A 13,551-nucleotide genomic window follows, 5' to 3' on the forward strand; every position below is an offset into this window, starting at 1 on the left:
TCCTCGGCATGCTCAGGTTCGAGCCGCACCGGACGCCAACGCGGCCTGCGCCCGCTGCAGCCACTCGCGATTGTGTTCGCGCGCGTGACGCGGCCAATGTTTGGCGTCCTGCACGATTTCCGCGTAGAGGGCACCGGCGCGGCGGCGGTCCGCGTCTTCCGGTTGCGCGGCGAGCCATTCTGCGAACAGGCAGCGCGGCGCGACGTCGGTTGCGCAGGTCAGCGAGTGTTCGAATGCGGCGCGCGCGCCGGGCGCGTTCAGCGCGGCCAGCGTGCGCGCATACAGCAGCGCCGATTCGCCCTGATTGCGCGCGTGCGGATTGACCGAGAACAGATTTGCCAACGTCGTATCGGCGGCCGTGTAGTTGCCGAGGCCGAACTGCGAACGCGCAAGACCTAGCAGTAGCGCGGGATCGTTTGCAAAGGGACCATTCGCCGCGGCCTGGAAATGTTCGAGTGCTTCGCGCGGATTGCCGGCCGCGAGCAAGGCCTCGCCGAGCCGCATCCGATGCTGTACGGTCGGCGCGCGCTCGAAAGCGGCGCGCGCTTCACGCAGCGCGCGATTCGGATCGACGAATTGCGTGATCGCCTGCGTGGCCACTCGCGCGCCGCGCGTATGGCGCAGACCCGGCAGATAGATCGCGAAGAAGTACACGACGCTGCCGAGCAGCGGAAAGGCAAACAGAATGAACAGCCAGTAGATGCCCTGGTTATTGCGCATCGCGTGGATGGCGAAAAAGATCGCAATGAAAACGTGAAGACCAATTCCAAAGAAGTAGGGCATATCGATTCAACCTTCGAGCATGAGGAAAAGCGACGAAACCGTAGCGCTCGGAATGGTAGCGGATGCGCGGCACCTTCAGTTCGCCGAGCGTCAACGAGTCCCAGGTCTTGCCGCCAAACAGTAGCACGAGCGGGCTGCGTCGGTGCTTGTCCATGCCGGGGTGCGGCGGCCGCCCTCGCGTTCAGTGCACGTTCAGACGCAGGTGGTGAGCAGCAGCGCGGGCCCGAACGTGATCACGGTCGCGACCAGCGCCGCGATCAGGGTCCAGACGACGACGGTATGCACGAACGAGCTGATACGTTCGGGCCCAGGGTCGCGGGTCGCGGCGCGATAGCGCCATAGCCAGCCGATTGCGACCAAATGCAGCAGCAGAATGATCGCGAGACTCGCGCGCAGCGGGCCGGCCGGCCACGCGAACGCGCAGCCAATTGCATGCAGCGCATACAGGATCACGAACGCGAGACACCAGATCGTGAAGCCGACGGCGAGCCACCACAACCGACGCGGCGAAAGCGGACGCGCGCTCATGGTCTGGCTCCCAGCATGGCGACGAGACTCGGCAACGCGAGCACGAGTCCGAGCGCGATGACGCCCGTCGCCAGCGTGTAATCGACCCACAAGCGCGTAAGGCGCAGATCGGTCAGGCGTCGCGCGGAAACGAAGCCCGCGCCGACACGCAGCACGTTGCTGATCAGGAACAGCAGCCCGACGCCCGCGTGAACCGCGATATACGTGAGCAGCGCCGCCGCCGTCGCGCCGAGCGCATGCTCGCGCGGATTCGGTGTCACGCCGTCGATCAGCATCACGCAGGCGACCAGCGCGACGATCAGCGCGATCGCGCAGAGCCCGATCGTGCCGTGCGGTTTGCGCTCGGCGGCGGCCGCGCGCAACGAGCCACGCGTGGCGGCTGCGGCCACCGCGAGCGCGACGACCGCGACGAGCGCGAGCAGACGGTTCGGATGCGGCGCGACCGCAGCCGGCCAGTGCGGCGCGGCGATCCACAGATAGAACGTGCCGAAGACCAGCGACGTGAACAGCGTGCCGTCCGCGACCAGCGCGCAGATCATCGAAAGCCATGACGGCGCACCCGCCACCTCGGTATGCGGCGGCACGCTGACGCCGCGGCCGACCGGCAGCGCGCCGTAATCGCGCGCGTGCCCCGCGCTCTGGCCCGCGTAGATGAAGAGACCAAACGTCGCGAACGCGAATGCGACCGACAGCAGATAGAACTTGAACAGCATCGCGAGCACCGCCGCGGCCGTCACGAGTGCAGTGACGAGCGGCAGATACGTCGAGTTCGGCAGCACGATCAGCTGTTCGGCCTCGCCCGAAGTCATATGCACGCCTAGCGCCTCCTGCCAGCCGTTGCGCGTGAAGCCGAGGTAGCCGTCGCCGCGTGCAAGCGAGGTCGCCAGCTGCCCCGGGGACACCTTTTCGGTTTCGGCGTCGATGTGCGGGATCGACGCGAATGCGTACGGCGCGGGCGGAATCGGCATTGCCCATTCGAGGGTGGTCGATTGCCACGGGTTGCGCCGCACGCGTTGGCCGAAACGCAATTGCACGATGATGTCGATCACGACGAGCGCGAAGCCGATCGTCATCACGAAGCTGCCCACCGACGACAGCAGATTGAGCCCGTTCCAGCCTTCGTCGCCGCTATACGTGAAGACGCGCCGCGGCATGCCGAGCAGGCCGGTCAGGTGCATCATGAAGAAGGTCATGTTGAAGCCGATGAACACGAGCCAGAATGCCGGCACGGAAAGCTTATGCACGGCGGTGCGCCCGGTCAGCAGCGGCAGCCAGTAGTAGAACGCGGCGAGCATCGGAAACGCCAGCGCGCCGGCCACCACGTAGTGCATGTGCGCGACGACGAAGTAGGTGTCGTGCGCTTGCCAGTCGAACGGCACGATCGCGAGCATCACGCCTGTGAGCCCGCCGCATGTGAATACGAAGAAGAAGCCGAAGATGTACAGCATCGGCACATCCCAGCGCGGGCGGCCGTGCGACAGCGTGGCGAGCCACGCGAAGAACTGGATCGCGGTGGGCACCGCGACGATCGCCGAGCCCGCCGAGAAGAACGCGAGCGCCAGATGCGGAATGCCCACCGTGAACATATGGTGCACCCAGATGCCGAAGCTCAGGAACGCGAGCGCGATGATCGCGACGACGATCGCGCGATACCCGATCAGGCGGCGTCGCGCGAACACGGGAATCATCGTCGACAGCACGCCGGCCATCGGCAGGAAGATGATGTAGACGTCCGGGTGGCCGAATAGCCAGAACAGGTGCTGCCATAGCAGCGGATCGCCGCCGCGCGTCGGATCGAAGAACGGCAGGTTGAACGCGCGCTCCACCTCGAGCAGGATCGAGCCGAGAATCAGCGGCGGAAACGCGACGATCATCATCATCGCGGTGACGAGGATGTACCACGCGAAGATCGGCATGCGATCGAGCGACATGCCCGGCGCGCGCATCTTCAGGATCGACACGACGATTTCCATCGCGAGCGACAATGCCGAGATCTCGACGAACGTGATGCCGAGCAGCCAGACGTCGGCGTTCAACCCGGGCGTGAATACGTTGGAGCTGAGCGGCGTGTACATGAACCAGCCGCCGTCGGGCGCGCTGCGCAGAATCAGCGCCACGGTCAGGATCGTGCCGCCGAACAGATAGCACCAGTAGCCGTAAGCCGTCAGGCGCGGAAACGCGAAGTCGCGCGTGCCGAGAATCTTCGGCGTCAGATAGACCGCGAAGCTTTCGACCATCGGGATCGCGAACAGGAACAGCATCATCGATCCATGCATCGTGAAGACCTGGTTATAGGTCTCGACATCCATGAAGGCCGCATGCGGTGTCGCGAGTTGCACGCGCGTAAGCATGCCGAGAATCCCGGCGATCGCGAAGAACACGAACGACGTGATCATCATGCGCATGCCGAGAACCGTATGGTTGACCGCGGCGAGCTTCTGCACGCCCGGCCCGGTGGCCCAGATTGCGGCAAGCTGGCGATGCAGCCGCAGCGCGGTGATGCCCTGTGATGGCGGCTCGACGGGCACACTCATTTCTTCACCTCCCCGTTGGCGGCGGCGTTTTTGACAGCAGCCGGAAAATCTTCCGGACGATCGACGATCACGGTGAAGTGCATCCCCGCGTGACCGATGCCGCAAAACTCGTTGCATTGCCCGGCGTACTGGCCGGGCTCGTCGGCCTCGATGCGCAGCAGGTTGTGGTGGCCCGGCACGGCGTCGATCTTGCCCGCGAAGCGCGGAATCCAGAACGCGTGCACGACGTCCATGCTGGTCACGACGATGTCGACCGGCGTGCGCGCGGGCAGATGGAGCACGCTGTCGGTTTCGACGTTGCCCAGTTCCGGGTACCGGAAGGTCCAGCGCCATTGCTGCGCGATCGCCTCGATGCGCGCGGGCGCGTGCGCGCGCAACGGCAACAGCAACTCGCCCGCGTACAGCGCATAGCAGATCAACGGGATCAGGATCACCGCGGGCAGCACGAGACCGCCGAGCACGATCCAGCGCGCGGGCGACACATGCGAGCCCCAGCCGGGCCGGAACACCGTCAGCAGAAACAGTACGAGCACCATCGCGAACAGGATCGCGGCGCCGGCCAGCATCACCCACCATAGCCCGGCGATCGATGCGGCGGCCGGACCCGACGGCTCGAGCGTCGACAGCGGCCCGCTGCAGCCGGACAACGCGGCGAGCGATCCGGCTTGGACCGTCAGACGCAAGCAGCTATGATGGTTTGCAGCACCAGGCATTCGATGCGAGGGCACACCACCATGGCAAACAAACGTAATCCTGGAAACGAGACGCGAAGCGAAGTGATGCTCGAGCTGTTGCGGCTCGACAAGGGCTCGGCGGTGGCGCTCGTCGGTCATCCGATTCACGTGATGATGGTGCATTTCCCGATCGCGTTCGTCGTCGCGACGTTGGGCGTCGACGTGATCTACTGGTGGACGGGCGACCCGTTCTGGGTTCGCGCCGGCTTGTGGGCCGCCGGCTTCGCGTTCTGGAGCGGCGTGGCCGCGAGCGTGGTCGGTACCGCCGAGTTGCTGCTGGTGCGCGGCATCCGCCTGAAGGAAGCGAGCTGGTCGCATGCGGTCGCCGCGATGACGCTCGTCGCGCTCGCGGGAGCGAACTGGGGCGTGCGTCTTTACTACCCCGATGAGATCCTGCCGCATGGGCTCGTGCTGTCGGTGCTCAGCTCGGTGATGACGGGCTTCGCCGGCTGGCATGGGGGCAAGCTCGTGTTCGATCATGGCGTGGGGATTCTCGTTTCGCCAAAGGAGTGATGCAGCCACCGGCCAAGTCCGCCGGGCTCGAACAGATGCGGGGCCAGCAGGTTCGAGTCGATGTGGGGCTTTGCCAGCACGATCCAGATGATCGCGACGATCACGATCAGATAAGCGATGGTCAGCGCGATCGCCGAGGCACGGCTGAAGCGGCCGTCGGGCAGATACAGATCGTGCAGTACGAGGCCGGCCAGCACGTGCAGCATCGCCATGATGCCGACGAACACCATCTTCGCGGTGAACCATTCGACGAAGGTGGCTTGCAGAAAAATCAGCGCGGTGCCGCTCGCAATCGCGACGAAAGCGGCGGGCGAGGTCAGTTCCACGAACACGAGACGCGTGATGCGGTGCAGCCGGTCGAGCTCGCTGCCGGCCGCGAACCCGCGACGCTGCCAGAACAGATACGGCAGCACGAGCAAACCACCCGACCAGATCGCGATCGCGGCCAGATGAACGAACTTCAGAAGGGTCGTCACAGCGCGGGCTCTCTGACGCGCAGGCTTGACCAGACGAGCGAAAGTCCTGCCGCGAGATAAGGGATCATCGCCAGTACCCACATCAACAGTCCGGCGAGTTGCTGGTCGGCGAGCGGCGTCAGCCCCCACGCGGCGGTGGTCGCGAAGTGCGCGACGTAGAGCGGTACCGGCGCGAACACGATCAACGCGCCGAGCAAACCCATATGGCCGATCGTCGCGACCAGCGCCATCAGCGCGGGGCCGGTCGGCAGCGACGGCGAGAAGATGCTGCGCCACATGAGCCATGCACTGCCAAGCAAAGTGATCTGCATCAGCCAGTAGCCGGGTACGCTCGACAGTCCCCACGCATAGGGCCCCGGTGCATGCCACAGCCAGATGATCACGGCATGCGCTGCGACCACGGGTACAAGCGGCGGATACGCGAGGCGCGGCAACGGAAACGTAAGGGCGAGCAGTGGAGCTACTGCAGCGATCAGAATGACGTGATGAGTAACGCGCGCGGAGAACAATGCCGAGGACAACGCGCAAAGCGGCGACACGAACACGAGGGCCATCAGCGCGACGGCGCCCCATCCCGCCCGTGCATTCGCCGAGCGGCCGCTCGCCACGACCCATGCGAGCGCCGCGAGCGCGACCAGCAATGGCGGATCGGTATTCCAGCGCAACCACAAGCTCTCGGGGACAGCCGCGGGACCACAGTAGGCGACAGGAAAATATGGCATGGCGCGATGTCTTCAACGAGTCCAGGCGCTTCTTTAGTACACGCAAGCAAAAGCGTGACAAATAACACCTTTGAAATGTCGGGACGGCTCACGATCCAACTGATCGCTTGTGTACTCTAGCGCAAATAAGGTGTTTAGGGACGGCTATCTGACTCGTGTAAGTTTTTGCGTGACAGAATGTTTTCAATTTGTCGCTCGCACTCTTTTTGCCAGCGGCATAAACGCTGATGTATTGGCGGCGATTGAATTGCAATGGTGCGGCGCAATACTTCAGGCGCGGCCTGCCCAGCATACTATGATGAAATCATGTGACGGAGGCCCGCCATGTTTCATGATCCCATTCGAATTCCCGCAATCATCGAATTGTCATTGCTTGCGATCGTGCTGATTGTCGTTAGCATCCTGCGGGTGAGGCAGCAAAGGGAGAGGGCGCGAAATCGGGCACTGGCGGAGAAGCGACGGTCTGATAAAACGCGAATGTAATATTCGCTTTTACTGCATCTTTTAATGCTTCTCTATTCAGATATGTTGCTGGTCTTTGCCACTTCTATTGACGGTTTTTCAGCGTGGCATGCAGCCACGCCGATCGGGTTATAGCGCTGGACGCTCCAGTTGGACCCACTGCTGCACGCTAGCGCGCTGCCATTGTTGTGTGGCGTAGTCCTTGAGCTTGTGCGGAACGGGATCCCCATTCAGCACGAGGCGATTGAGCATCAATGCGAGGTCCATATCGGCGATGCACCACTCGCCGAACAGATTTGGCGAATCGGCTGGAAGCAATGCATCGGCGGCGGCGAAGAGTTTTTGAGCCGCTTCCTGTGCGCGCGACGAAAGCGGGCCGCCGCGCGATCCGTAGAAGATGACTTCGGTGGAACGCTCTTCGCGAATCGGCAGCAGATCACTGCGCAGCCAGGCTTGCACCTGGCGTGCTCGTGCGCGCAGACGCCGATCTTGCGGATAAACCGGAGTGTCCGGGAAAGTCTCGTCGAGGTACTCGGTGACCGCCGAGGACTCCGATAGCGCAAAGTCTTCGTGTATCAGCGTCGGCACGCGCTGCGTCATTGAAAGGGCCGCGTAGTCGGCGGCGAGATTTGCTTTGCTCGCGAGATCGATGGTCGAAAGGTCGAACGGCAAGCGCTTCTCGCGCAGCGTCACGAAGACGGACATCGCGTAGGGGCTCGCGAATTGCGCGTCGGTGTACAGGTGAAGGCGGTCTTGTGGCATACGGGCTCCGTTTCGTTAGTCAACGATGTCGAGATTGGAATACTAACCGCCCGTTGCGCGCCGTGCGGCGTTTCACCAGTGCGGATTGGCCATCTCGCAGGCCAGCAGGCAGCCTAACGCCGACACGGTGCCGACTGCGCCGAGACCAAAGCCTACGGCAAGGTTCTCTGCCGTCGTGGCGCAGCCCTGCAGCATGGATAGCGACGTCAGCAGCGACGCGAGAAGAAGACGATGCCGAAGTCGCGAAGAATGTGTGCGTCGTGGTGACATGGTTGTGTTCGCTGTGGAAGGCGCTCAATCAGCGCATCAGCGTGCGAGCATAACGGCCCACCATTTGCCGCATTCGCCGGAGTAGCGGCCCACAAACGTCAAACCTTACTAGCTGTTGCGAGACGACGGGCAGCGCTTGAATCGGTCGCCGGGGAGCGTTACTGCGTGGGACCACATCGTTTCTTCCTCCGGTATCTCAGCCGCCGAACCAAATCACGCGAGGGGCTTCAAAAAAAATTTTTAGCTGATACAATGGCGCCCCTCTGCCCAGGTGGCGAAATTGGTAGACGCACTATCTTGAGGGGGTAGCGCCGAAAGGCGTGTGGGTTCAAATCCCGCCCTGGGCACCATTTCGAATCGTTGGTTCGAATCTTCAAGCGCTTCGCGCTTTCTTCAGACAACGGCGGCCCATACCAGACCATCGCGTTGTCTCCGCTTCTTCTGCAATTCACTTTCGTCGCGCTTCATCGCTCAGAACTCGTTCCTATAGGCAAATAGCCCCGGAAGTCCGCCGCTCATCACGAATAGAATCTTCTGTCCGGCAGGATACTTGCCGGTACTCACGTTTTCGACGAGCCCTGCAAAAGCTTTGCCGCTATACACGGGATCGAGCAGCAAACCTTCCGTCGATGCCATCAGCCGAACGGCAGCGCGCATGTTATCGGTTGGAATGCCGTAACCGGGTCCAAGCTGCGCTTCGTCGATCGAGATCGCGTCATCATTCACGCATAGGCTTGGGTCGATCAATCGAACCGTCTGATTCGCTTTATCCAGGGTAATCGTGCGCGCATGCCCGGCATTCCCATACACCGTGAATGCGGCAATACTTGACGGATCGAGTCCCAGCGCAACCAAACCCGCAACTAGCCCCGCATGCATGCCGCCGCTTCCGTTCGGCACCACGATGCGATCGAAAGCCACGTTTTGCGCTTGCGATTGCGCGACGATTTCAGCGGCGCAGTCCGCATAGCCGAGGCAACCGGCCGGGCTCGAACCGCCCAACGGACACACATACACGTTACGGCCGTGCGCCCGCAACTCGTTCGCGCGCTCCTCGGCGAATTGCAGTGCGTTGGCCGTGCCGGGAAGATCGTGCACGCGAGCATCGAATAGCGCATCGAGCAGCACGTTGCCGTTCTCCATGTAGTCGTGATCGGAACGGGGCACGGTTCTCGTCAGTACCAGCTCGCATTGAAGTCCGACGCGAGCCGCCGCGGCCGCCGTCAGGCGCGCATGGTTCGATTGACGTGCGCCGACGGTAATGATGGTGTCCGCGCCACGCGCGAGCGCTTCTCCAATCAGAAATTCGAGCTTGCGCAGCTTGTTGCCGCCGCCACCCAATCCCGTCAGATCTTCTCTTTTGACGTAGATGTCCGCGCCGCCGAGGCGAGCGCTCAGACGCGCAAGGTGCTGAATTGGCGTCGGGCCTTCGAGAAGCGCGTGCCGCGGAAACCTTGATAAATCCAGGCGGTGCGATAAGGCGGAGTTCATGGTCGTGGGCGGGCGAGAGAGTTGAAAGAGACGCTTCTATTCATTTGATTGACGCAAAACCCGCTTTGAGTACTTAATGCGCCAACGTCCGTATTCCAGCCAGCAATTTATCAACTTCGGCGTCAGTGGTTAGATAGCTGACCGATGCGCGGGCGATCTGCGTCAGCCCTCTGATCGTCATATCGAACGGTGTATATGCGACGCCATTCGAGCCGATCGTGATGCCCTGTGCCGCCAATGCGCGTCGCACCGACATGGCGTCGAGTCCGGCGACGTTGAACGACACCAGACCGGATCGCTCGACACCCTGGTCGAGTACGGACACGCCCGGCATCGCGGCCAACCGCTCGCGCAATAGCTGAGCGGTTCGATCGATCCGCGCGCGGATATTGTCGATGCCGATTTCCAGCGCTTCGTCCAATGCATTCGCCAATCCGCAATGCAGTGCAATCGATGCTTCCGATGATTCGAGACGCGCGGCATCGTCGCGCAGTACCGGCTCGCCATTGGCGTCGAGCGGCGCGGAATAGGTGTCGACGAAGGCTGGCATCAAGCGGGGCAGAAAATCCCGCCGCACGAATAACAGCCCGGTGCCGCGCGGTCCGCGCAGTGCCTTGCGGCCCACGCCCGCCAGCACGTCGCAGCCGAGTTCGACGACGTCGATCGGCAGTTGTCCGATGGCCTGCGCCGCATCGATGAAATACGGAATGCCGTGACGGCGCGCTATCTGCCCAACCGCTGCAGCCGGATTGATCAGTCCGCCATTGGCCGGTAGCCACGTGAGTGCAATCAGTCGGACCCTGTCGTCGAGCATCGCTTCGAGTGCGCCAGGATCGACCCTGCCGCTGGCATCGGAAGGAATCGTCTCTATCGATGCACCCGCGCGCTGCGCCAGAAGACGCATCGTCGCGAGATTGCCGCCCCATTCGTGCCGCGCAACGAGGATGCGTTGCCCCTCGCGCCACGGACCCAACGCCGCGAAAGCTGCGCCCCAGCCTGGCGAGTTGCCGGTCGTCAGCGCGATCTCGGCAGGCTGGGCGTTCAGCAGTCGCGCGGCGAGCGTGCGGGCCCGCTCGGTTTGTTCGCTAGCAGCCGCGCCCGCTTCCATTGGTCCCATCGACGCTTCGCGCAACAGATGCGCGTGAATCGCTTCGAGCGTGGCGGCCGACGGCAGCGACGCGCCCGCATGATTGAAATGCGTGGTACTGAGAACACCGGGTGTGCGGGCACGTAATGCATCGATGACTGCGGGCGACAGCGGAGAATACATTGGCGGCTCCGAGTGTATGAGTGGAATTCAGGCGTTTTTCAATGCGACAACCGCTTCGACTTCGACGGCGACTCCCGCCGGAAGCGACGCGACACCGACCGCGCTGCGCGCGTGACGGCCGGCGTCGCCGAAGATCTGCACCATCACGTCCGACGCGCCATTGGCAACCGTGCTCTGCGCACTGAACGCCGGCGTGCTCGCGATGAACACGTTCAGGCGCACGACGCGTGCCACCCGCTCGAGCCGGTCGCCTGTCGCCGCGACGATCTGCGCGACGACACCGAGCGCCGACAGCCGCGCGGCCTGAGCGCCTTCGGCGTCGCTGATATTGTCGCCGAGACGCCCGAGATATGCAGCCTGTCCGTTGTTGCGCGAAATCTGACCAGAAATGTGAAGCAGATTGCCTTCTTGCACGAATGGTACGTAATTGGCAGCGGGTGCGGACGCGGATTCAAGCGTCAGGCCGAGGCTGGCGGCGCGGGAGGTAATCGAGGAGGTCATCGGAAGGGTACCGTTTTAGTGACGGGAAAGCTTCGATGCTATTGATTCGCGCTGCACGCGACCAACGATTTTTCGTGCCTGACGCATGAGCCAAACTAATGCGTTCAGCCGAGCCGGTCCTGCTGCGCCGTTTGCATGATCCAGGAGCGGAATGCGGTCGCGGCGGCGTCGAGCTTGCCCTTGCGGGTGACGAGCCACCAGCCGATGCGGGGATCGTCGAGCACCGCGTCGGGCAATGCTGGTACCAGCGAGCCTTGCGCGAGCTGATGCGCGATCAGCCGATGGCGGCCCATTGCGATGCCCTGTCCGGCCAGCGCCGCTTCGACGACGATGTTGTAGTCGTGCAATTGCACGCGTTGCGCGTCGCCGAGATCGAGGCCGGCATGACGCGACCATGCTTCCCATTCGAACGAATGCGTCGAGTAAGAAATCAGCAATGGGAAACGCAGCAGGTCCAGTGCTTTGCGCGGACGCTTTCTGCCCGCAAGCAGCGACGGACTGCACACCGGCGAAAGACGCTCGGACATGAGCCTTTGCGAAGCGACACCCGGCCAGCCACCGCGTCCATAGCGAATCGCCACGTCGACTTCGCCGCCCGGCACATCGGCGAGTGCAATGTCGGGCCGCAATTGCAGTTCGATATCCGGATGCGCGAGCGGGAACGTATGCAGACGCGATGCGAGCCAGCGACTCGCGAATGAAGACAGCAGGCCCACGTTCAGCATTTTGCGTTCGGTGGAGAATGCTCGCACTTCGCTGGTGCCGAGCCGCAGCAGTTCGAAAGCGGCGTGGACTTTCGCATAGTACGCGCGGCCTGTCCCGGTGAGTTCAATCGCTCGCGTTTGGCGCTCGAATAGCGCGATACCCAGATCGGCTTCGAGCTTCTGGATATGGTGGCTGACCGCGCTTTGCGTGACGAACAGTTCTTGCGCCGCGCGGCTGAAACTCAGGTGGCGCGCGGCGGCTTCGAAGGCGCGCAGCGAAAGCAGAGGCGGTAAGGGGCGGGCGGTGCGCATCGAATCGGGCGATAACAGCGTGAGCGAAGTCTGCCGTTATACGCCTGAAGGGACGCAAATAAAACCCTTACCGTCCGGCTTCATTCCTGCCACGCCGCTCCTTCCGGATACCAGTACTTGTCCAATGTCCCTTCCAGCATCTCGATGCTATAGCCCGGCCGTTGCGGCGGCATGTAGTGCCCGTTGCGGATCACCACGGGGTCCACGAAATGCTCGTGCAGATGATCGACATATTCGAGCACGCGATTTTCGAGCGACGCCGACACGCAGATATAGTCGAACAGCGAAATATGCTGCACATACTCGCACAAGCCGACGCCACCCGCATGCGGGCACACCGGCACACCGAACTTCGCGGCCATCAGCAGTACGACGATCACTTCGTTGAGTCCACCGAGCCGACAACTGTCGATCTGGCAAAAGTCGATGGCTTGCGCCTGCAGCAGTTGCTTGAACATCACGCGATTGTGGCAATGCTCGCCGGTTGCGACGCCTATCGAACCCAGCCGCCGGCGAATCGCCGCATGACCGAGGATGTCGTCGGGACTGGTTGGCTCCTCGATCCACCACGGGTCGAACTCGGCGAGACGACGCATGTTCGCGATCGCCTCATCGACGTCCCACACCTGGTTGGCGTCCATCATCAGTTTCAGGTTCTCGCCGATCTCTTCGCGCAGAATGCGCGCACGCCGCACGTCTTCTTCCAGGTCGCCCCCGACCTTCTGCTTGAAATGCGTCCATCCCTGCGCGACGCCTTCGCGCGCGAGCCGGCGAATCTTGTCGTCGTCGTAACCGAGCCATCCTGCGGATGTCGTATAGGCCGGATAGCCGTGCGCGAGCATTTCCTTTTCTCGCTCGCCTTTGGTCTTCGCATGACGATGCAGCATCGCGAGTGCTTCGTGCGGCGTGATCGCATCGGTCACGTAACGAAAGTCGAGGCAGCGCACGAGTTCTTCCGGACTCATGTCGACCAGCAGCTTCCAGACCGGCTTGCCGACGGATTTCGCCCACAGGTCCCACACAGCGTTGACGACCGCCGCGGTGGCAAGATGAATCGCGCCCTTGTCCGGACCGATCCAGCGTAGTTGGCTATCCGAAGTGAATGCGCGCCAGAAAGCACCCATATTCGCGGCGATATCTTCGAGCTTCTTGCCGACGATCAATGGCGTGAGTGCATTCACGGCAGTCACGCAGATTTCATTGCCGCGGCCAATCGTGAACGTGAGACCGTGGCCGATCAGGTTCGGCGTGTCGGTTTCGAGCGTGACGTAGGTGGCGGAGTAGTCCGGCGCGGCATTCATCGCGTCGGAGCCGTCCAGTGAACGTGAGGTGGGAAACCGGATGTCCCGAACGGACAGCCTTGTGATCGTCGTCATCTGCGCACCCTCCGGGGCTATGGCTATCGGCTTGTCGTCTGCGGACGCAGACGGGATCGGCTACATGCGCACGTTCTCCATGTGCGCGTTCCTGCCGCGTGTACGGGTAAGCC

13 protein-coding genes and 1 tRNA gene are annotated in these 13,551 nt (G+C 62.7%); 2 read left to right on the plus strand and 12 right to left on the minus strand.

The window, feature by feature from the left end; genetic code table 11:
• Window positions 1–12 precede the first annotated feature (12 nt).
• The 4 genes from AB3X95_RS25495 to coxB form a co-directional block, all read right to left on the minus strand.
• Window positions 13–783: a tetratricopeptide repeat protein gene (locus AB3X95_RS25495; protein ID WP_176121040.1), complete on the minus strand. Its 771-nt coding sequence runs from the start codon at window positions 781–783 to the stop codon at window positions 13–15.
• 192 nt (window positions 784–975) lie between these two features.
• A complete protein-coding gene (locus AB3X95_RS25500; protein ID WP_176106881.1) occupies window positions 976–1,311 on the minus strand; it encodes a hypothetical protein in 336 nt (111 codons plus the stop codon).
• Window positions 1,308–3,845, minus strand: a complete 2,538-nt coding sequence (gene ctaD, locus AB3X95_RS25505) for a cytochrome c oxidase subunit I (RefSeq protein ID WP_368622868.1) — start codon at window positions 3,843–3,845, stop codon at window positions 1,308–1,310. Before ctaD ends, AB3X95_RS25500 begins: the two co-directional genes overlap by 4 nt.
• Window positions 3,842–4,528: a cytochrome c oxidase subunit II gene (gene coxB / locus AB3X95_RS25510; protein WP_176121043.1), complete on the minus strand. Its 687-nt coding sequence runs from the start codon at window positions 4,526–4,528 to the stop codon at window positions 3,842–3,844. Before coxB ends, ctaD begins: the two co-directional genes overlap by 4 nt.
• A gap of 51 nt (window positions 4,529–4,579) precedes the next feature.
• Here coxB and AB3X95_RS25515 point away from each other — a divergent pair, with 51 nt between their 5' ends.
• The gene (locus AB3X95_RS25515) at window positions 4,580–5,092 is read left to right on the plus strand and encodes a DUF2231 domain-containing protein (protein WP_368622869.1); all 513 of its coding nucleotides are present in this window, start codon (window positions 4,580–4,582) and stop codon (window positions 5,090–5,092) included.
• On the opposite strand, the gene AB3X95_RS25520 is transcribed toward AB3X95_RS25515, so the two are convergent.
• From AB3X95_RS25520 to yfcF, 3 genes are all read right to left on the minus strand, one after another.
• Entirely contained in the window at window positions 5,056–5,568 is a 513-nt protein-coding gene (locus AB3X95_RS25520; protein ID WP_368622870.1) for a CopD family protein, read from the minus strand. The genes AB3X95_RS25515 and AB3X95_RS25520 overlap by 37 nt on opposite strands.
• The gene (locus AB3X95_RS25525; RefSeq protein ID WP_368622871.1) at window positions 5,565–6,290 is read right to left on the minus strand and encodes a cytochrome c oxidase assembly protein; all 726 of its coding nucleotides are present in this window, start codon (window positions 6,288–6,290) and stop codon (window positions 5,565–5,567) included. Before AB3X95_RS25525 ends, AB3X95_RS25520 begins: the two co-directional genes overlap by 4 nt.
• A 591-nt stretch (window positions 6,291–6,881) precedes the next feature.
• Window positions 6,882–7,514 (minus strand): glutathione transferase, encoded by a 633-nt coding sequence (gene yfcF / locus AB3X95_RS25530; protein WP_368622872.1) that lies wholly within the window; start codon window positions 7,512–7,514, stop codon window positions 6,882–6,884.
• Between the two features lie 535 nt (window positions 7,515–8,049).
• Between yfcF and AB3X95_RS25535 the strand changes: the two genes are divergently transcribed.
• A tRNA-Leu gene (locus AB3X95_RS25535) sits at window positions 8,050–8,134 on the plus strand.
• A 121-nt stretch (window positions 8,135–8,255) separates the two neighbouring features.
• On the opposite strand, the gene AB3X95_RS25540 is transcribed toward AB3X95_RS25535, so the two are convergent.
• From AB3X95_RS25540 to AB3X95_RS25560, 5 genes are all read right to left on the minus strand, one after another.
• A complete protein-coding gene (locus AB3X95_RS25540) occupies window positions 8,256–9,275 on the minus strand; it encodes a D-cysteine desulfhydrase family protein (RefSeq protein WP_176366314.1) in 1,020 nt (339 codons plus the stop codon).
• A 73-nt stretch (window positions 9,276–9,348) separates the two neighbouring features.
• The gene (locus AB3X95_RS25545; protein ID WP_368622873.1) at window positions 9,349–10,545 is read right to left on the minus strand and encodes an aminotransferase class V-fold PLP-dependent enzyme; all 1,197 of its coding nucleotides are present in this window, start codon (window positions 10,543–10,545) and stop codon (window positions 9,349–9,351) included.
• 27 nt (window positions 10,546–10,572) lie between these two features.
• Window positions 10,573–11,046 carry a RidA family protein gene (locus AB3X95_RS25550; RefSeq protein ID WP_368622874.1) on the minus strand — a complete coding sequence of 158 codons (474 nt, stop codon included), beginning with the start codon at window positions 11,044–11,046 and terminating at the stop codon, window positions 10,573–10,575.
• 104 nt (window positions 11,047–11,150) lie between these two features.
• A complete protein-coding gene (gene gcvA, locus AB3X95_RS25555; protein ID WP_176366311.1) occupies window positions 11,151–12,062 on the minus strand; it encodes a transcriptional regulator GcvA in 912 nt (303 codons plus the stop codon).
• A gap of 80 nt (window positions 12,063–12,142) precedes the next feature.
• Window positions 12,143–13,438, minus strand: coding sequence for an L-fuconate dehydratase (locus tag AB3X95_RS25560; RefSeq protein ID WP_176121051.1), 1,296 nt, complete (start codon window positions 13,436–13,438; stop codon window positions 12,143–12,145).
• Window positions 13,439–13,551 lie beyond the last annotated feature (113 nt).

This window comes from Paraburkholderia sp. BR13444 (assembly GCF_040948755.1).
Classification (GTDB): domain Bacteria; phylum Pseudomonadota; class Gammaproteobacteria; order Burkholderiales; family Burkholderiaceae; genus Paraburkholderia; species Paraburkholderia youngii.